This is a genomic window from Kluyvera chengduensis, assembly GCF_044197065.1.
GTDB classification, from domain to species: domain Bacteria; phylum Pseudomonadota; class Gammaproteobacteria; order Enterobacterales; family Enterobacteriaceae; genus Kluyvera; species Kluyvera ascorbata_C.
In genome coordinates this window covers 222,776-241,711 of sequence record NZ_JBIQOI010000005.1, presented here as the reverse complement: position 1 = coordinate 241,711, position 18,936 = coordinate 222,776, and the positions used below count along the sequence as shown (strand labels likewise).

The 18,936-nt window shown below is 58.7% G+C and carries 16 protein-coding genes; 6 read left to right on the top strand and 10 right to left on the bottom strand.

What is annotated here, in order from left to right; translation table 11 throughout:
• Positions 1-4: 4 nt before the first annotated feature.
• Entirely contained in the window at positions 5-778 is a 774-nt protein-coding gene (srlR, locus tag ACH1XZ_RS15265; RefSeq protein ID WP_395596233.1) for a glucitol operon DNA-binding transcriptional repressor SrlR, read from the top strand.
• A complete protein-coding gene (gutQ, locus tag ACH1XZ_RS15260) occupies positions 771-1,736 on the top strand; it encodes an arabinose-5-phosphate isomerase GutQ (protein ID WP_395596232.1) in 966 nt (321 codons plus the stop codon). Before srlR ends, gutQ begins: the two co-directional genes overlap by 8 nt.
• Here gutQ and norR read toward each other — a convergent pair.
• A complete protein-coding gene (gene norR / locus ACH1XZ_RS15255) occupies positions 1,733-3,256 on the bottom strand; it encodes a nitric oxide reductase transcriptional regulator NorR (protein ID WP_395596231.1) in 1,524 nt (507 codons plus the stop codon). The genes gutQ and norR overlap by 4 nt on opposite strands.
• A 191-nt stretch (positions 3,257-3,447) precedes the next feature.
• Here norR and norV point away from each other — a divergent pair, with 191 nt between their 5' ends.
• Entirely contained in the window at positions 3,448-4,896 is a 1,449-nt protein-coding gene (gene norV, locus ACH1XZ_RS15250; protein WP_395596230.1) for an anaerobic nitric oxide reductase flavorubredoxin, read from the top strand.
• Positions 4,893-6,026 carry an NADH:flavorubredoxin reductase NorW gene (gene norW, locus ACH1XZ_RS15245; RefSeq protein WP_395596229.1) on the top strand — a complete coding sequence of 378 codons (1,134 nt, stop codon included), beginning with the start codon at positions 4,893-4,895 and terminating at the stop codon, positions 6,024-6,026. The genes norV and norW overlap by 4 nt, the downstream gene beginning before the upstream one ends.
• A gap of 223 nt (positions 6,027-6,249) precedes the next feature.
• Here the strand turns inward: norW and ACH1XZ_RS15240 are convergent, their stop codons facing one another.
• The 5 genes from ACH1XZ_RS15240 to ACH1XZ_RS15220 form a co-directional block, all read right to left on the bottom strand.
• Positions 6,250-7,266 carry a HoxN/HupN/NixA family nickel/cobalt transporter gene (locus ACH1XZ_RS15240; protein WP_395596228.1) on the bottom strand — a complete coding sequence of 339 codons (1,017 nt, stop codon included), beginning with the start codon at positions 7,264-7,266 and terminating at the stop codon, positions 6,250-6,252.
• A 10-nt stretch (positions 7,267-7,276) separates the two neighbouring features.
• Entirely contained in the window at positions 7,277-9,502 is a 2,226-nt protein-coding gene (hypF, locus tag ACH1XZ_RS15235) for a carbamoyltransferase HypF (RefSeq protein ID WP_395596227.1), read from the bottom strand.
• 4 nt (positions 9,503-9,506) lie between these two features.
• Complete coding sequence (gene fdhF / locus ACH1XZ_RS15230) at positions 9,507-11,657, bottom strand: formate dehydrogenase subunit alpha (protein ID WP_395596226.1); 2,151 nt, start codon at positions 11,655-11,657, stop codon at positions 9,507-9,509.
• A gap of 35 nt (positions 11,658-11,692) precedes the next feature.
• Positions 11,693-12,238, bottom strand: a complete 546-nt coding sequence (gene hydN / locus ACH1XZ_RS15225; RefSeq protein WP_395596225.1) for an electron transport protein HydN — start codon at positions 12,236-12,238, stop codon at positions 11,693-11,695.
• A gap of 144 nt (positions 12,239-12,382) precedes the next feature.
• The gene (locus ACH1XZ_RS15220; RefSeq protein WP_395596224.1) at positions 12,383-13,396 is read right to left on the bottom strand and encodes a LacI family DNA-binding transcriptional regulator; all 1,014 of its coding nucleotides are present in this window, start codon (positions 13,394-13,396) and stop codon (positions 12,383-12,385) included.
• Between the two features lie 262 nt (positions 13,397-13,658).
• On the opposite strand from ACH1XZ_RS15220, the gene ascF reads away from it, so the two are divergent.
• Together ascF and ACH1XZ_RS15210 are read left to right on the top strand one after the other, a co-directional pair.
• The gene (gene ascF / locus ACH1XZ_RS15215) at positions 13,659-15,116 is read left to right on the top strand and encodes a PTS cellobiose/arbutin/salicin transporter subunit IIBC (RefSeq protein ID WP_395596223.1); all 1,458 of its coding nucleotides are present in this window, start codon (positions 13,659-13,661) and stop codon (positions 15,114-15,116) included.
• A 19-nt stretch (positions 15,117-15,135) separates the two neighbouring features.
• Positions 15,136-16,560: a 6-phospho-beta-glucosidase gene (locus ACH1XZ_RS15210; protein ID WP_395596222.1), complete on the top strand. Its 1,425-nt coding sequence runs from the start codon at positions 15,136-15,138 to the stop codon at positions 16,558-16,560.
• 81 nt (positions 16,561-16,641) lie between these two features.
• On the opposite strand, the gene hycI is transcribed toward ACH1XZ_RS15210, so the two are convergent.
• The 4 genes from hycI to ACH1XZ_RS15190 are packed head-to-tail and all read right to left on the bottom strand — an operon-like array spanning position 16,642 to position 18,853.
• Complete coding sequence (hycI, locus tag ACH1XZ_RS15205) at positions 16,642-17,115, bottom strand: hydrogenase maturation peptidase HycI (protein ID WP_395596221.1); 474 nt, start codon at positions 17,113-17,115, stop codon at positions 16,642-16,644.
• Positions 17,116-17,136: 21 nt separating this feature from the next.
• Complete coding sequence (locus ACH1XZ_RS15200; protein WP_395596220.1) at positions 17,137-17,547, bottom strand: formate hydrogenlyase maturation HycH family protein; 411 nt, start codon at positions 17,545-17,547, stop codon at positions 17,137-17,139.
• Positions 17,544-18,311 (bottom strand): NADH-quinone oxidoreductase subunit B family protein, encoded by a 768-nt coding sequence (locus tag ACH1XZ_RS15195; RefSeq protein ID WP_035892565.1) that lies wholly within the window; start codon positions 18,309-18,311, stop codon positions 17,544-17,546. Before ACH1XZ_RS15195 ends, ACH1XZ_RS15200 begins: the two co-directional genes overlap by 4 nt.
• Positions 18,311-18,853, bottom strand: a complete 543-nt coding sequence (locus ACH1XZ_RS15190) for a formate hydrogenlyase complex iron-sulfur subunit (protein ID WP_395596219.1) — start codon at positions 18,851-18,853, stop codon at positions 18,311-18,313. Before ACH1XZ_RS15190 ends, ACH1XZ_RS15195 begins: the two co-directional genes overlap by 1 nt.
• Positions 18,854-18,936: the final 83 nt, after the last annotated feature.

Below are 18,936 nucleotides of genomic sequence, written 5' to 3'. Positions count from 1 at the left end.
GCCTATGAAACCTCGTCAGCGTCAGGCCGCTATTCTTGAGCACCTGCAAAAACAGGGTAAATGCTCGGTTGAAGAGTTGGCCCAGTACTTTGACACCACGGGTACCACCATTCGCAAGGATCTGGTCATTCTGGAAAATGCAGGAACCGTGATTCGAACTTACGGCGGCGTGGTGTTAAACAAGGATGAGACCGATCCGCCTATCGATCACAAAACGCTCATCAATACCCACCAAAAAGAGCGTATCGCACAGGCGGCTATCACCTTAATTCACGACGGTGACTCCATCATTCTGGACGCAGGCAGTACCGTGCTACAGATGGTCCCCATGCTCGCCCGCTTTCGCAACATCACCGTCATGACCAACAGCCTGCATATCGTTAACGCGCTGTCGGAACTGGACAATGAGCAGACTATCCTGATGCCGGGTGGCACCTTCCGCAAAAAATCAGCCTCGTTCCACGGGCAATTAGCGGAAAATGCCTTTGAGCATTTCAGCTTTGATAAACTCTTTATGGGCACTGACGGCATCGATCTGAACGCCGGCGTGACCACCTTTAACGAGGTCTATACCGTCAGTAAAGCGATGTGCAACGCCGCACGCGAAGTGATTCTGATGGCGGACTCGTCAAAATTCGGACGCAAAAGCCCTAACGTGGTGTGCAGTCTGGAAAGCGTCGATAAGCTGATTACCGACGCGGGAATCGACCCGGCGTTTCGTCAGGCGCTGGAAGATAAAGGGATTGAAGTAATCATAACCGGAGAGAGCAATGAGTGATTTTTTGTTAGAAGCCGGGCGCAAGGCCCTGTTACTGGAACTGCAGGAAGCCAGCCGTCTACCCGACCGTCTTGACGAGACCTTTGTTCAGGCAGCCAACGCCATCCTGAACTGTAAAGGCAAACTGATTGTTTCCGGGATGGGTAAATCCGGCCATATCGGCAAAAAACTCGCCGCCACCTTCGCCAGCACCGGCACCCCTGCATTCTTTGTTCATCCAGCGGAAGCGCTGCACGGCGATCTGGGGATGGTAGAAAGCCGCGATGTCATGCTGTTTATCTCCTACTCCGGCAGCGCCAAAGAGCTCGACTACATCATTCCGCGTCTGAAAGAGAAATCCGTGGTGCTGCTGGCGATGACCGGCAAAGCCAACTCCGCGCTGGCGCAGGCGGCCGATGCCGTGCTCGATATTGCCGTTGAACGTGAAGCCTGTCCGATGCACCTGGCGCCAACCTCCAGCACCGTCAACACGTTGATGATGGGCGACGCGCTGGCGATTGCCGTGATGCAGGCGCGCGGCTTTAACGAAGAAGATTTTGCCCGCTCCCACCCGGCCGGTGCGCTGGGCGCTCGCCTGCTCAACCGCGTTCACCACCTGATGCGTCACGAGGATGATGTCCCGCAGGTTACCGTTCACGCCAGCGTAATGGACGCCATGCTCGAACTCAGCCGTACCGGCATGGGGATGGTCGCGGTCTGTAACGAACAATCACAGGTTCAGGGTGTCTTCACTGACGGCGACCTGCGCCGTTGGCTGGTGAGCGGCGGTTCGCTGGCCGATTGTGTTAACGATGCAATGACCAAAGGCGGCGTGACCCTGCACGACCAGGCGCGGGCGATCGACGCCAAAGAACAGCTGATGAAGCAGAAAATCAGCGCCGCCCCGGTGGTGGATGACAACCACCGATTGGTCGGCGCGATTAACCTGCAAAACTTCTACCAGGCCGGGATCCTTTAATCCTTCAGCCCCAGACGCTTCGCCAGCCGGTGCAGGTTGGCGACGTCTGTCTCCAGCGCCCGGGCGCTTGCCGCCCAGTTATGTTGATGCGTCTCCAGTGCCTGGCGAATCATCTGCCGCTGAAAATGCTCGGTGGCGTCGCGCAGGTTATTAACCGTTGCCAACGGGGACGCAACTTCAGCAACCGCCGCCGTCGGTGTACTTTCCTGGAACGCAAAGTGCTGCGCCTCCAGCACCACCTCGCCGTTGCTGCGCGTGGTTGCCCGCGCCAGCACCACCGCACGGTGTACCGCGTGCTCAAGCTCGCGCACGTTACCCGGCCAGCCGTAGCTTTGCAGATGCGCCCGCGCGCCGCTGCTTAATACCACTCGCGACAATCCAAGCCGCAGCCGACACTGCTCGCAGAAGTAACCCGCCAGCAGCACCACGTCGTCACCCCGCTCGCGCAGCGGCGGCACGAAAAGCGGGAACACGCTCAGGCGATGGAACAGGTCGGCGCGGAAATTACCGGCAACCACCTCTTCGCGCAGATCGCGGTTGGTAGCAGCCAGCACGCGCACATCGACGCGTAGGCTGCGGTCATCGCCGACGCGCTGAATATCGCCATACTGCAATACGCGCAGCAGCTTGGCCTGTAGCGCCAGCGACAGCTCGCCAATTTCATCTAAGAACAGCGTGCCGTTGTCGGCCATTTCAAACTTGCCGCTGCGGTTGCTGATAGCCCCGGTAAACGCCCCTTTGACGTGACCAAAAAGCTCACTCTCGGCGACGCTCTCCGGCAACGCGGCGCAGTTCAGATAAACCAGCGGGCTGACCGCGCGCGGCGAGCCCTCATGAATCGCTTTTGCCACCAGCTCTTTCCCGGTGCCGGTTTCACCGCTTATCAGCACATTCAGGTCAGAGGCGGCGACAATCTCTATCTCTTTTTTGAGCTGCATCATGCCCGGCGACAGGCCAATCATCTGCGTCTCTTTCACCTGCTCAAAGTCGGTCGGTGCGCCCGGCAGCATATTCTGGCTTTCAAGCTGCTCAATCAGCAGGGCGTTGTTGAGCGCTCCGGCTGCCAGCGCGGCAATCAGCCGTAGCTCTTCGTCGCTGAACACATCGAACTGATCCGGCGACATACCGTCGAGGGTCAGCGCGCCAATCAGATTCTGCCCGGCGAATAGCGGCAACCCGATACAGGCGTGGACCTTCAGGCTCTCCTGACCGGGGATCAGACCATCGTACGGGTCGGGCAAATCGCTATCCGCCGGAAAACGCACCACGTCGCCCGCGCGGGCAATCGCCTCCAGGCGCGGGTGCCCTTCGAGGGTAAATCGCCTGCCGAGCACATCTTTCGCCAACCCATCAATCGCCAGCGGAATAAACTGCCGGGCGTCGTAGCGCAGCAGCGCCGAGGCATCGCACTCCAGCACCTGGCGCAGCGTGGTAATCAGACGCTGGAATCGGTCCTGATGGCCGACGCCGCGCTGAAGTTCGATAGCAATGCCCGCCAGCACATCAACGGAAAAGCTCATGGCGTACCCCTTACAGTCATTTTGACAATACATGATGTCATATTGACAATATCAAGCATAGTCATTTTGACTAACGATAAAGAGGTATAAATTAATTAATTCAATAAAATCAATAAATTAAAAAGTTGGCACGCAACCTGCAATTAGCAATACATCTTTTTTGAAAAAACGCTGAATTAATTGAGGTTGCTATGTCTATTCTGGTTAAAAATAACATTCATTGGGTTGGTCAACGTGATTGGGAAGTGCGTGATTTCCACGGTACCGAATACAAAACGCTGCGCGGCAGCAGCTACAACAGCTACCTTATCCGTGAAGAGAAAAACGTCCTGATTGATACCGTCGACCATAAATTCAGCCGTGAATTCGTGCAGAACCTGCGCGGCGAAATCGACCTCGCCGACATCGACTACATCATCATTAACCACGCCGAAGAAGACCACGCCGGTGCGCTGACCGAGCTGATGTCGCAGATCCCGGACACCCCAATCTACTGCACCGCTAACGCCATTGACTCCATCAACGGTCACCACCATCACCCAGAGTGGAACTTCCACGTGGTGAAAACCGGCGACAGCCTGGACATCGGTAACGGCAAACAGCTGATCTTCGTTGAAACCCCGATGCTGCACTGGCCCGACAGCATGATGACCTACATGACCGGTGATGCGGTGCTGTTCAGTAACGATGCCTTCGGCCAGCACTACTGTGACGAACGCCTGTTCAACGACGAAGTTGACCAGACCGAACTGTTCGAACAGTGCCAACGCTACTACGCCAACATCCTGACCCCGTTCAGCCGTCTGGTGACGCCGAAAATCACCGAAATCCTCGGCTTCAACCTGCCGGTTGATATGATTGCCACCTCCCACGGTGTGGTATGGCGTGAAAACCCAACTCAGATTGTTGAGCTGTACCTGAAATGGGCAGCGGACTATCAGGAAGACCGTATCACCATCTTCTACGACACCATGTCCAACAACACCCGCATGATGGCGGATGCGATTGCCCAGGGGATCAACGAAGTTGACCCGAACGTGGCGGTGAAAATCTTCAACGTCGCCCGCAGCGATAAAAACGAAATTCTGACCAACGTCTTCCGTTCTAAAGGCGTGCTGGTGGGGACTTCAACCATGAACAACGTGATGATGCCGAAAATTGCCGGCCTGGTGGAAGAGATGACTGGCCTGCGCTTCCGTAACAAACGCGCCAGCGCCTTTGGTTCTCACGGCTGGAGCGGCGGCGCAGTTGACCGTCTGTCTACCCGTTTGCAGGATGCGGGCTTTGAAATGTCCCTGAGCCTGAAGGCGAAATGGCGCCCGGATATCGACGCGCTGGAAATCTGCCGTCAGCACGGCCGTGAAATTGCCCGTCAGTGGGCGCTGGCTCCGCTGCCAGAAGCCACGGCAAAACCAGACGCCGCGAAAGACGCCTGTGCCTGTGCCGCTGCTGCCGCCGCCGACCTCGGCCCAAGCATGCAGTGCAGCGTGTGCCAGTGGGTTTACGACCCGGCGAAAGGTGAGCCTAATCAGGACGTTCAGCCAGGTACGCCGTGGAGCGAAGTCCCGGATAACTTCCTGTGCCCGGAATGTTCATTAGGGAAAGATGTCTTTGACGTGATGGCGACGGAGGCAAAATGAATCATGGCATCGTGATCATCGGCTCGGGCTTCGCCGCCCGTCAGCTGGTGAAGAATATTCGTAAGCTCGACGCGGGCGTCAAACTGACGCTCATCGCCGCCGACAGTATCGACGAGTACAACAAACCGGACTTAAGCCACGTGGTGAGCCGGGGGCAAACCGCCGCCGACCTCACCCTGCAAACCGCAGGCGAGTTCGCCGAGCAGTACAACCTGAACCTGTTCCCGCAGACCTGGGTAACCGGCATCGACGCCAACGCGCATGTGGTGAAAAGCCAGAACCATGAGTGGCAGTACGACAAGCTGGTGCTGGCAACGGGCGCGTCAACCATCGTGCCGCCAGTACCGGGCAAAGCGCTGATGCTGACCCTCAACAGCCAGCAGGAGTTCGGTGCCGCGCAGAGTACGCTGCGCGATGCCCGACGCGTGCTGATTATCGGCGGCGGTTTGATTGGCAGCGAACTGGCGATGGACTTTAGCCGCGCCGGTAAAGCGGTCACCGTGGTGGATAACTCCGCCAGCGTATTGGCCTCGCTGATGCCGCCGGAAGTGAGCAGCCGTCTGCAGCATCGTCTGACCGATATGGGCATTCATCTGCTGCTGAAATCTCAGCTGCAGTCGCTGGAGCAGACCGCCACCGGCATTCGCGCCACCTTTGACCGCGACCGCCACGTCGAGGTTGATGCGGTCGTGGCCGCCACCGGCCTGCGCCCGGAAACCGCGCTGGCGCGCATGGCGGGTCTCGAGATTAACCACGGCGTGAAGGTCGACAGCACCCTGCGCACCAGCCACCCGGATATCTATGCGCTGGGCGACTGTGCGGAGATCAACGGCACCGTGCTACCGTTCCTGCAGCCGATTTTGATGAGCGCGATGTGCCTGGCGAAAAACATTCTCGGCCAGTCCGGCGAGCTGAAATTGCCAAACATGCTGGTGAAGGTGAAAACCCCGGATCTGCCGCTGCATCTGGCCGGTGAAACCCGCCGTCAAGATTTGAACTGGAAGATTGAAACCCGCGCCGACGGTATGCTGGCGCAAGGCTACGACGAAGGCCAGCAGCTGCGGGCGTTCGTGGTCAGCGAGGAACGAATGAAAGAGGCCTTTGGTTTGCTGAAATCGCTCGCGAGTTAAGACGTCAACGCGCTGTTCACTGTATGACTTAACCTCAAGCGCAAGGAAGCGCTCATGTCTGATTTTAGCCCCGCTGCCCCGGGGCTTTTTTTGTTTTTGCGCCCGGAGCTTCCCCGGCGGCGCTGCGCTTGGCCGGGCTACAGGCTGTATGTAGGCCGGATAAGGCAACGCCGCCATCCGGCAACCTGCTCCATTCCGCCTGATGGCGCTACGCTTATCAGGCCTACCGCACCACCAGCGCGTCATAGTTACGCCAGCGGTAGTTCACCATCGACACCAGCCAGCACAGCGCGAACAGGCCAATCACCACAAAGCCCGCGTTGCCGAGGTTGTCGCTCAGCATCGACACACCGCTCCAGATGCCGCCGGTCAGGTCGAACTTATCGATAATCAGCCCCAGCGCTTCCAGCCCACCGATAAACAGCGCCACCACCACGGAGGCACCGGTAATGGTCATGTTGTAGTAAAGCTTACGCTGCGGCTTATTGAAGGCCCAACCGTACGCGCCCACCATCAGAATATTATCCAGCGTATCGACCAGCGCCATACCGCTCGCGAACAGCGCCGGGAAGACCATAATCGACCACATCGACATCCCGCTGGATGCGCTGGCGGCAGAAATGCCCAGCACGCCAATTTCAGTGGCGGTATCAAAACCAAGGCCGAACAAGAAGCCCACCAGGTACATATGCCAGCTCTTGCCGATCAGACGGAAAGTACGGCTAAACAGCGCGCTCATCATGCCGCCAGTCACCGGCAGCTCGGCTGAGACTGACTCACCCTTTTTCAGCGCCTGGAAACTGCGCCATACGCCGCGCAGAATAATCAGGTTGACCAGCGCCATCGCCAGCAGGAACACCGCTGACACGGTGGTGCCAATGATGCTGCCGGTGTCGTGGAACCAGCTCATCTTGTGCTGGAACGCGGTCGCCGTAGCGGCAATCGCTACCGACGCCAGCACCACGATGGAGGAGTGACCGAGTGAGAACCAGGCACCGACGCCGAACGGGCGCTTGCCCTGCTGCATCATTTTACGGGTGACGTTATCAATCGCCGCAATGTGGTCGGCATCCACCGCGTGACGCAGGCCGTAGCCCCACGCCAGCAGACTGGCGGCCATCAACGCGCCGTTATGACCAAATGACTGCCATGCCCAACCCCAGGCCAGTAAATTCGCCAACACGAGAACCAGAACCAGCAACGTTGCGCGCGGCTGTTGACGAAGAACATTCCACAACATGAGTAACTCCTTAAACCAGATGGCGAGCTGCAGCAATCACAGACTGCCCGTATGAAATTGCCCCATCCCCCGCGGGTAAACGCTTCGGAAAGAGCAAAGTGAAATCGTGTAAATAGTGCGTAAGACGGCTGCGCAGCAGCGCGTTGTGCAGCACGCCGCCGCCGAAAGCCAGGGTGGCAAGCGACAAACGCTCTGCGTGCTGACGCATTAAAACGGCAATGCCCTGCGCCAGGGCGTCGTGAAACGCCCACGCTTTTTGCGCCGGGGTCGCCTGCCAGCCAAGCCACGTCGGCCAGAAGGTGGCGAGATCCAGTTGATTATCAACAACCGGCATCGTCACGGGATGGCTCACGCTCGCACAGCCTGCCGCCAGCGCTTCCAGCCGACAGGCCGCCTCGCCTTCATAGCTCAGCGCCAGCGGCGCGCAGCCCACCGCACAGGCCACCGCGTCAAACAGGCGACCACAGGAGGACGCCACCGGGCTGTTGAGCCCGCGCTGAATCGCCTGCGCCAGCAGCGGCCAGTTCTGCTGCTGCACGGTCTGCGTTTGCTCAAACGCTTCCCAGCCGGGCACGAACGCCAGGCAGTGCGCCAGCAGGTTGCGCCACGGCTGACGCGCCGCCAGGTCACCGCCCGGCAGCGCCACGGCGGGCAGGCCGCCAAGATGTTCGCACCCGCGGTAGCTCACGCGCAGACACTCGCCGCCCCACAGCGCGCCGTGCTCACCCATGCCAATACCGTCGAGCGCCATCGCAATCACGTCACCGCCGTCAAGCGGCCAGTCATGTTCGGCAAGGCAGGCGGCAATGTGGGCATGATGATGCAGCACCTGATGCAGCGGCAGCGCCAGTTCCGCAGCCCACTGCGACGAACGATAAGCTGCGTGGTAATCCACGACTACCGCCTGTGGTGTAAAGTCATAAATAGACTGCATCAGCGCCAGCGCCTGACGCCACTGGGTTTCCACGCCGTCATCGGTCAGGTCGCCAAAGTGCTGGCTGAGTACCGCCCGGTCGCCGCGCACCAGGCAGAAGGTATTTTTCATATCCGCGCCGAGACAGAGCATCGGCGGCACATCGCGAAAGCCCGGTGGCAGGGTTAGCGCATCCGGCACGTAGCCGCGCGAACGGCGCAGCATTTCGCCGCTCTGGCGCACCACTGAATCGTCCATGCGCTGCACGATATCGCGGTTGTGCAGCAGGAAGCCGTCAGCGATATCGGCCAGATCGGTCAGCGCATCACCGTTGGTCAACGCCGGGGGTTTACCGCTCAGGTTGCCGGAGGTCATCACTAGCGGGCGCGCCAGCGCCTGCATCAGCAGATGCTGGAGCGGGTTGGCAGGCAGCATTACGCCGACTTCCGCGAGATCCGGCGCGATCTCCGGGCTGAGCCCAGAGACCAGATGTTTATCCACCAGCACAATCGGTGCGGCGGGGGCTTTCAGCAGCGAGCGCGCATCAATCGACAGCGCGTCGGCGTTCGCCACCATCACCGCCAGCGGTTTTGCCGGGCGATGTTTGCGCGCACGAAGCGTCGCCACCGCCGCAGAATTTCCCGCATCGCAGGCCAGGTGGAAGCCACCAATGCCCTTCACCGCCACGATGCCACCGGCTTCAATCATGGCGATAGCGGCGGCAAGCGCTGCCTCTTTTTCCGCGCGTTGATCGTGGCTTTGCCACATCAGCCACGGCCCGCATTCCGCACAGGCCACCGGCTGAGCGTGGAAACGACGGTCGTAAGGGTTGCGGTACTCCGCCTCGCACGACGTGCAGAGCGGAAACGCCGCCATCACCGTCAGCGGACGGTCATAGGGCATGGCGTGAATAATGGTAAAGCGCGGCCCACAGTGGGTGCAGTTGATGAACGGATAACGGTAGCGCCGCTCCTGCGGGTCGTTCATTTCCGCCAGGCAGGCCGGGCAGGTTGCCGCATCCGGGACAATCTGGGTGCTCATCGCCCCGGCGCCGCTCTGGCGAATAGTAAAATCGGTCGGCAGCGTCGGCCACTCAAACGGCTCGACGTGGGTACTATCAATGCGCGCAAGCGGCGGGCAGTACTGATACAGCGCGGCAATAAAGTCCGCTTCGTCACCGTACAGGCGCAGCAGTACGCCTGCGCTGTCGTTACAGACATCGCCAAGGCAGCCGCGCTGCTGTGCCAGTTGCCAGACGAAGGGGCGGAAGCCCACCCCCTGTACTTTTCCGCAGATGCGGATCTGCACGCCGTTTGCGTTCATCTGATTACCCGTTGAGCGCCGCGTTCAGGCGCGTTTTCATCGACTGATAGCTGTCCTGCGCGTAGATTTCGGCCCAGTTCTGATCCTCAATCGCCTCGATTTTCACCGCGCAGTACTTGGTTTCCGGCGTTTTCGAGATAGGGTCGAGGTTGTCCTGGGTCAGTTCGTTGCAGGCGCCAATCCACCATTGGTAGGTCATATAAACGCTGCCGTGGTTGATGCGTTCGCTCACGCAGGCGCGGCTAATCACCTTGCCGCGACGCGAGGAGACCCACACCAGCTGCTTATCATGCACGCCAAGCAGGTTGGCATCCTGCGGGTTCATCTGCACAAAGCCTGGCTCATCGGCGAGCGATTGCAGCGCCGCGCAGTTGCCGGTCATCGAACGGCAGGAGTAGTGCCCGACCTCGCGTACGGTGCAGAGCACCAGCGGGAAGTCGGCGTCCGGCGTTTCGGCTGGCGCACGCCATGGAGCCGCGAACAGGTGGCCTTTACCGTCAGGCGTGGCGAACTGATTGCCTTCGTACAGATACGGCGTCCCCGGATGTTCGAGCGTCGGGCATGGCCACTGCACGTGTCCCATCTCGCCCATTTTTTCGTAGGTTACGCCATAGAACAGCGGGCACAGCTCGCGCATTTCGTCCCAGATTTGCTGGTTATCGTCGTAGTGCATCGGGTAACCCATTTCGTTTGCCAGCAGGCTGATAATTTCCCAGTCGCGCTTCACGTTATAGGTAGGTTCGATGGCTTTTTCGAAGCGCTGGAAGCCGCGGTCGGCGCAGGTGAAGACGCCGCCGTGTTCGCCCCATGAGGTGGCAGGCAGCAGCACGTCCGCCTGCTCGGCGGTCTTGGTCATAAAGATGTCCTGCACCACCACAAAGTCGAGCGCTTCAAACCCTTTGCGCACCAGGCCTAAATCCGCCTCGGTTTGCAGCGGGTCTTCGCCCATGATGTAGTAGGCTTTCACTTTCCCTTCAAGGGCCAGATGCGGCACTTCGGTAATACGCACCCCAACTTTGTCGTCCATCAGGCTGGCGTCAATGCCCCAGGCGTTGGCGAACTTCTCGCGTACGGCGGCATCGACCACGTCCTGATAGCCCGGGAACTGGTTGGGCAGCACGCCCATGTCGCATGCGCCCTGCACGTTGTTCTGCCCACGCACCGGACCGACGCCAACGGCTTCGCGCCCAAGGTTACCGGTCAGCAGCGCCAGGCTTGCCAGCCCTTTCACCACATCGACCGCCTGGCCGAACTGGGTCACGCCCATGCCCCACATAATGGTCGCCGACGGCGCAGCCGCGTAGGTGCGCATCGCCTGACGAACCTGCATGGCCGGAATGCCGGTCAGGGATTCCACCGCTTCCGGCGCGTAGTCTTTGACGATTTCGCGCAGTTCATCAAGCCCGGTGGTGTAGCGCGAAACGTATTCGTGGTCGTAGAGATCTTCTTCCAGCAGCACGTGGGCGAAGGCGTTCACCAGCGCCATATTGCTGCCGTTGCGCATTTGCAGATGCTGGTCGGCGATGCGCGCGGTTTCAATACGGCGCGGATCGCAGACGATAATTTTGGCCCCTTTGTCTTTCGCTTTAATCACACGGCGCGCCACGATCGGGTGCGAGTCCGCGCAGTTGTAGCCAAAGACAAGCAGGCAGCGGGAGTTTTCGATATCGCCGATGCTGTTGCTCATCGCGCCGTTGCCCAGCACGTCCTGAAGCCCGGCCACCGATGGACCGTGACAGACGCGCGCGCAGCAGTCGACGTTATTGGTGTGCAGCACGCCGCGGGCGAATTTCTGCATCACGTAGTTGGTTTCATTGCCGGTGCCGCGCGATGACCCGGTGGTCATAATGGCGCGCGGCCCGAATTTGGCTTTGATATCGCCAAGACGCTTCGCAGTATAGCGAATCGCCTCATCCCAGCTCACGGGAGTGAACTTGCCACCTTTTTCATAGCGGATCATCGGCTGCGTTAATCGGGGGGTCAGCAGCTTGGTATCGTTGAGGAAGTCCCAGCCGTAATAGCCCTTCAGACACAGCTCATTCTGGTTGGTTTTCCCATCGGCGGCCTCGGCGCGGATAATTTTACCGTTGTCGACAACCAGCTTCAGTTTGCAACCAGCGCCACAGTACGGGCACACACTCGTGATTTTTTTCATCAGTAACAGACCTGTTAAAAGAGAAATAAGGATGATTAAAGAGAGATAGACGCGGCGCTATCGAGCGCGGCGCGACGACGTTTTTCCGCGCTCAGCTGTTCAAGCTTGCTGCGGTCCACGCAAAACAGCGCGTGAGTCGGGCAGGCTTCCATACAGGCAGGGCCCGCTTCGCGGTGATAGCAGAGGTCACATTTGTTGGCTTCGGCTTTTTCCGCGCGCACTTTAAGGCCCGCACCGCTGTCGCGAACCACCGGACGCACCACCACTTCCATCGCGCCGTAAGGGCAGGCCACCACGCAGGTTTTGCAACCAATGCAGCGTTCCTGCATCACGTGAATAAAGCCTTTATCGCGGCTGATAGCGCCGTTCGGGCAGACGTTGGCGCACGGGGCGTCTTCGCACTGACGACAGGCGGTAGCGGTAGAGACATTCACGCCTTTAATAACGTGAATACGGGGCAGGAAAGATTGCGGCGTCAGCGCGGCGCAGTCCTGATCTTCCTGGTGGGAAACCACGCATGCGACTTCGCACGTCCGGCAGCCAATACATTTACTCGCATCAGCAATGATGAAACGGTTCATCAACTTCTCCAGCAATGACAGTGAATTCGCGGGAGAATGCATTATTCGAGCCAACTTTTATTTAGCTGTTTTTAAAGGATATTTTTTGACGAGTGATGAGAGATAAGCTGTCATCGTCACTTATGACGATGACAGCTGACGACGCTAAGCGTGCGGCCCCGGAACGATGGATTCACGCTCAATCAGTTCACCGGGGAAGGTTTGCTGATATTTAAAGTCCCCGCCGTCGAGCATGAAAATAAGGCGATGAATGGTCTCTTTGATCATTTCTGTGACCGGAATACGCACGCTGGAGAGCGCGGGAACCATATAAGGCGCGAGGGTAATGTCATCAAAACCGAGTACCGAAACCTGCTGCGGCACGTTTATTCCGCGCGCGTGTAGACGCTTAATCGCCCCCACCGCCATATCATCATTGCTGGCGACCAGCGCGCTAAAGTTAACCTGCCTATCAAGCAGCGTATCCACCCCGGCGGCACCGGTCGCGGGGGTCCACTTTCCTTCCACAATCAGTTCGTTGCGCACCGCAATGCCGTGCTTTGTCAGCGCATCTTTATAGCCGGAAAGACGCTCAATGCCGGTCGGCGAATCGAGCGAGCCGGTAATAAACGCAATATCACGATGGCCAAGGCTGATTAATCGCTCCACCGCGTTCTGGCTGGCGGATTTTTGATCGCAATACACGCAGTGACTGCTATTTCGGCGCAGCCGACGGTTGATGACTAATATCGGCTGCTGTTGCTGCTGAATAATGTCGTCAATATCGTCGACGCTCAGAAAACGGGGATAAATAATAATGCCGTCGCAGCGCAGGTCGAGCAGATACTGAATCGCCTCACGCTCTTCCTCGGCGCTGTGTTTACCGTCCGCCAGAATCAGGCGTCGCCCCTGGTCTTCCGTCATACTCGCCGCATGGAACAGCAGCTCGCTGAAATAAACCCCGTGATAGAGCGTGTTGGTGACCACCAGACCCAGGGTTTGTGTCTTTTTGGTCGCCAGATTACGCGCCAGCAGATTGGGCCGATAGCCGCTCTCTTCGATAGCCAGAAACACCCGGTCCTTTGTCTCCTGACTGACATAACCGTTGCCCGATAGCACCCGGGAGACGGTGGCTTTCGACACGCCCGCCCGTCGCGCTACCTCCAGCATTGTCGTCATATTCATACCCTTGAGAAATCATTTGCCAGCAGTGTACTGCACCGTTTCGCTATTTACAGCACCCGCCGACGCGCGCGCTTTTTGTTCAATGGGCATTCCTGTGATCGGTTTCACGAATTAACTAAAAACAAAATTTAGATCTTGATGTAACAAAATTAACACATGAATATTATGTGGAACCGGTTTCCTATGCAACGTTTCATCACCCCGCCACATCGGGCGATGAGCGATAAGTACCCTACTGATAAAACAGGATTTTCCGATGTCTAAAAACTATGCGGCTCTGGCGCAATCCGTGGTGGGCGCACTCGGCGGCGTGGAGAACGTCTCCGCCGTCACGCACTGCATGACCCGTCTGCGCTTCGTACTGAAAGATGAAACGCAGGTCGACAGCGCCAGCCTCAAAGGCATCAGCGGCGTGCTGGGCGTGGTGCGTAACGACAACCAGTGCCAGGTGATTATCGGCAACACCGTCTCCCAGGCCTACCGCGAAGTGGTGAACCTGCTGCCGAGCAACCTGCAGCCCGCCGCCCCGGTCGGAAAACCGAAGCTCACCTTACGCCGCATCGGCGCCGGGATCCTTGACGCGCTGATCGGCACCATGTCGCCGCTGATCCCGGCGATTATCGGCGGATCGATGGTCAAGCTGCTGGCAATGATCCTCGAAATGACCGGCGTGCTGCCAAAAGGCGCGCCGACGCTCACCATTCTGACGGTTATCGGCGACGGCGCGTTCTTCTTCCTGCCGCTGATGGTCGCCGCTTCCGCGGCGGTGAAGTTCAAAACCAATATGTCGCTGGCGATTGCTATCGCCGGGGTACTGGTGCACCCGAGTTTTATTGAGCTAATGGCGAAAGCCGCCCAGGGCGAGCACGTCGAATTTGCCTATATTCCAGTGACGGCGGTCAAGTACACCTACACGGTGATCCCGGCGCTGGTGATGACCTGGTGCCTCTCCTACATTGAACGCTGGGTCGATAAGATCACCCCGGCGGTGACCAAAAACTTCCTTAAGCCGATGCTTATCGTGCTGATTGCCGCACCGTTGGCGATCCTGCTGATCGGCCCGATTGGCATCTGGATCGGGAGCGCTATCTCCGCGCTGGTGTACACCATTCACGGCTACCTCGGTTGGCTGTCGGTCGCCATTATGGGCGCGCTGTGGCCGCTGCTGGTAATGACCGGGATGCACCGCGTCTTTACGCCAACCATCATTCAAACCATCGCCGAAACCGGCAAAGAAGGCATGGTGATGCCGTCGGAAATTGGCGCCAACCTGTCGCTCGGCGGTTCGTCGCTGGCGGTGGCATGGAAAACCAAAAACCCAGAGCTGCGTCAGACCGCGCTGGCGGCCGCCGCTTCCGCGATTCTGGCCGGGATTTCTGAACCGGCGCTGTACGGCGTGGCCATTCGTCTGAAACGCCCGCTGATTGCCAGCCTGATAAGCGGCTTTATCTGCGGCGGCATTGCCGGTGCCGTCGGGCTTGCCAGCCACTCCATGGCCGCGCCGGGCCTGTTCACCAGCGTGCAGTTCTTCGACCCGGCTAACCCGATGACTATCGTATGGGTGTTTGGGGTGATGGCGCTGGCGGTGGTGCTCTCCTTTGTGCTGACGCTGATTCTTGGTTTTGAAGATATTCCCGTCGAAGAGGCTGCCGCCGAGGCGCGTAAACGTCAGGCCACCACGCCTGCCGGTACGGCGGCGGTACGAATTTCATAAATTTTTAGCGAGGTAACGCATGTCGACATTTCCGCAAGGCTTTCTCTGGGGTGGCGCCATTGCCGCCAACCAGGCCGAAGGGGCTTATCTTGAGGGCAGCAAAGGGCTGACCACCGTGGATATGATCCCACACGGCGTAAACCGCCTGCCGGTGAAGCTGGGGCAAGAGAAGCGCTTTACGCTGCGCGACGATGAGTTCTACCCAAGCCATCAGGCGATCGATTTTTATCATCGCTACAAAGAAGATATCGCGCTGATGGCGGAGATGGGCTTTACCGTGTTCCGCACCTCGATTGCCTGGAGCCGTCTCTACCCGAACGGCGATGAGCTGACGCCAAACGAAGCCGGTATCGCCTTCTACCGCGACCTGTTCCGCGAGTGCCAGAAGTACGGCATTGAGCCGCTGGTCACCCTGTGCCACTTCGACGTGCCGATGCACCTGGTCACCGAGTATGGCTCATGGCGCAACCGTAAAATGGTCGACTTTTTCGCCCGCTACGCCCGCACCTGCTTTGAGGCGTTCGACGGGCTGGTGAAATACTGGCTGACTTTCAACGAAATCAACATCATGCTGCACAGCCCGTTCTCCGGTGCGGGTCTGGTGTTTGAAGACGGTGAAAATCAGGATCAGGTGAAGTACCAGGCCGCGCACCACGAGCTGGTAGCCAGCGCGCTGGCAACGAAAATCGCCCATGAGGTGAACCCGCAAAACCAGGTCGGCTGCATGCTGGCGGGCGGTAACTTCTATCCTTACTCCTGCAAGCCAGAAGACGTGTGGGCGGCGCTGGAGAAAGACCGCGAGAACCTGTTCTTTATCGATGTGCAGGCACGCGGCCGCTATCCGGCCTACTCGGCGCGGGTGTTCCGCGAAAAAGGCGTGACGATTGCGAAAGAAACGGGCGACGACGAGATCCTCAAACACACCGTCGATTTTGTGTCGTTCAGCTACTACGCCTCGCGCTGCGCATCGGCGGAGATGAATGCCAACAATACCAACGCGGCGAATATCGTCAAATCGCTGAAAAACCCGTATATCGAGGCCAGCGAATGGGGCTGGGGCATCGACCCGCTCGGCCTGCGCATCACCATGAACATGATGTACGACCGCTATCAGAAGCCGCTGTTCCTGGTGGAAAACGGCCTTGGCGCGAAAGACGTGGTCAACGCCGACGGGCAGATTGACGACGATTACCGCATCAGCTATCTGCGCGAGCATATTCGGGCGATGGGGGAAGCGATTGAGGACGGGATTCCGGTTATCGGCTACACCACCTGGGGCTGTATTGATCTGGTGGCAGCGTCAACCGGTGAGATGAGCAAGCGCTACGGGTTTGTCTACGTTGACCGCGATGATGCGGGGAATGGGACGCTGGCGCGGACGCGTAAGAAGTCGTTCTGGTGGTATAAGAAGGTGATTGCCAGCAACGGGGAAGATTTGGCGTAGGTGCCATCCCGGGGTCGGCGTAAACGCCTCGCCCGGGCTACGAGTCGAATGTAGCCCGGCCGAGCGTAGCGACGCCGGGAATTACTCTTCGTCGTCAGCTTCCAACTGCGCAAACCCGCCGTTCCCCTGCCACCCTTCAAGACGCTGATAAACCACCTCAACCGCGTCTTTGATCGCCTGGGTCATCGGGTAATAAAAGCCCACGATATCCGGCTGAATGCCGAGGAAAATCACCTCACCCACGTCTTCTTTCAGCTGATCCACCAGGTAGTTCAGCGGCATATTGTGGGTGGTCATCATAAACATCTCGGCGATGTCGTCCGGGTCGATAATACGAATCTCGCCGGGGTTCAGCCCCATATCGGTGGCATCAACAATCAGCAGGCGAGCCGGGTTCAGCTCGCGGATTGCCACAATATCGTTTTCCGGCGCGCTGCCGCCGTCAATCACGACCCACGCCCCTTTCGGCTGGGCTGCACACATTTCGGCAAGTAGAGGGCCAGCGCCATCGTCGCCCATCATGCTATTGCCGACACAGAGTAAAACGTCAGTCATGGTCATTCCTCAATCGTAAAATCAGTCGCGCAGGCGGCGCACCATCAGATAGATGGCGCTCTCCTGATGAATGGCGTGCAGCATATTGAGCATCGCCTGGCTCCACGCTTTTTGCTGCGGCGTTTGTAACGCCCGCGCTTTATCAAACGCGTTCGCCAGCATCGACACGTGGTTGCTGTCGATGACAATCTCGCCGTACTTCGGCACGCCTTCCATTTTACGCCGCGCCGTACTGCCCGCTTCAAGCGTCGCAATCCACGCCAGATACTCATTCCACGGGCAGGTCAGCGCGGCTTCGAGGCAGTCGATGACCCCGAGGTGGTGGCCAATCGCCAGGCTGTAATAGACAACCTGCTGCGCCTCGGAAGGCGTGGCATCGTTCTCATCAATAAATTTACGGCTCAGTTGACTGAACACCACCTGTTCGCTCATCGAATACGTGCCTCTTCTACTACGTGGTTAAGCTGCGTGACGATTTCCGTCAGACGCGGATCGTTTTCTGTGGCCAGCCACTGCTGAACCTGGGTGTCACCCTGGCCCAGATGCAGCATATAGTCGTCGGCAATCTGACGACCATAGCGGTAGCCCGCCAGACGGCGCGCGGCGCGGTCAACCTGCACGCGCAGCGGCTGAACCATATCCGGATGCAGAATTTCAGCCGGCTGCGCGTCCAGTTCGCTTGGCGCACGGGCGTGGATTTTCTGCTCCAGCAGACCCAGCGCCATGGCAAAGCCGTACAGCGTTGCCGCAGGCGTCGGCGGGCAGCCAGGAATGTACACGTCCACCGGCACGATTTTATCGGTGCCGCCCCAAACGCAGTACAGGTCGTGGAAGATACCGCCGCTGTTACCACAGGCGCCGTAGGAGATACAGATTTTCGGGTCCGGCGCGGACTGCCAGGCGCGCAGCGCTGGCGAACGCATGGCGCGAGTTACCGCACCGGTAAACAGCAGAATGTCGGCATGACGCGGTGACGGCACCACTTTAATACCAAAACGTTCGGCGTCGAACAGCGGTGAAAGCGTGGCAAAGATTTCAATCTCACAGCCGTTACAGCCGCCGCAGTCCACGCGGTAGACGTAGGCGGAACGCTTGATGTTTTTCAGCAGCGACGCCTTCATGCTGGCGATAGATTCTTCTACCGTCATCGGCACCGGCATGCCGTTGTCGTCGCGTGGCCCTATTAAGTTGCTCATCAGATGGCCTCTTTCATGTGGCGAGTCAGGTCAATACGGTCGGAAGGCACCAAACATTTCTGACGCTTACATTCCGGGCAGGTCTCAAAGCTTTCGCGGTGGTTTTCCGCACGGCTATCACCGTTGTGCTTGAGCAGCGCAATGGCGTAATCAATCTCTTTTTGCACCGCAAACGGACGGTTGCAGACGCGGCAGTTGCAGATCTCAAAACGCGACTGCTGCAAGAAATCTTCTTTCTTCCACACCGCCAGTTCGTACTCCTGCGACAGCTTGATCGCCGCCGTTGGGCACACCTCTTCGCAGCGGCCGCAGAAGATGCAGCGACCGAGGTTGAACTGCCACGCCAGCTGATTGCTGACGCGGTCGGTTTCCACCGTCAGCGCGTTCGACGGGCAGGCGTTGACGCACGCCGCGCAGCCGATGCACTGCTGCGGATTGTGTTCCGGCTTGCCGCGGAAGTTTTTATCAACCGGCATCGGTTCCAGCGGATAGGACGATGTCGTGACGCCGGTTTTAATAGCTTTTTTAATAAAGGTAAACATAGTTGCTCCCGGCTTGCGTGCGGGGTTTTACCCTCACCCTAGCCCTCTCCCTGGAAGGGAGAGGGGACAGTTCTGCACTGTCT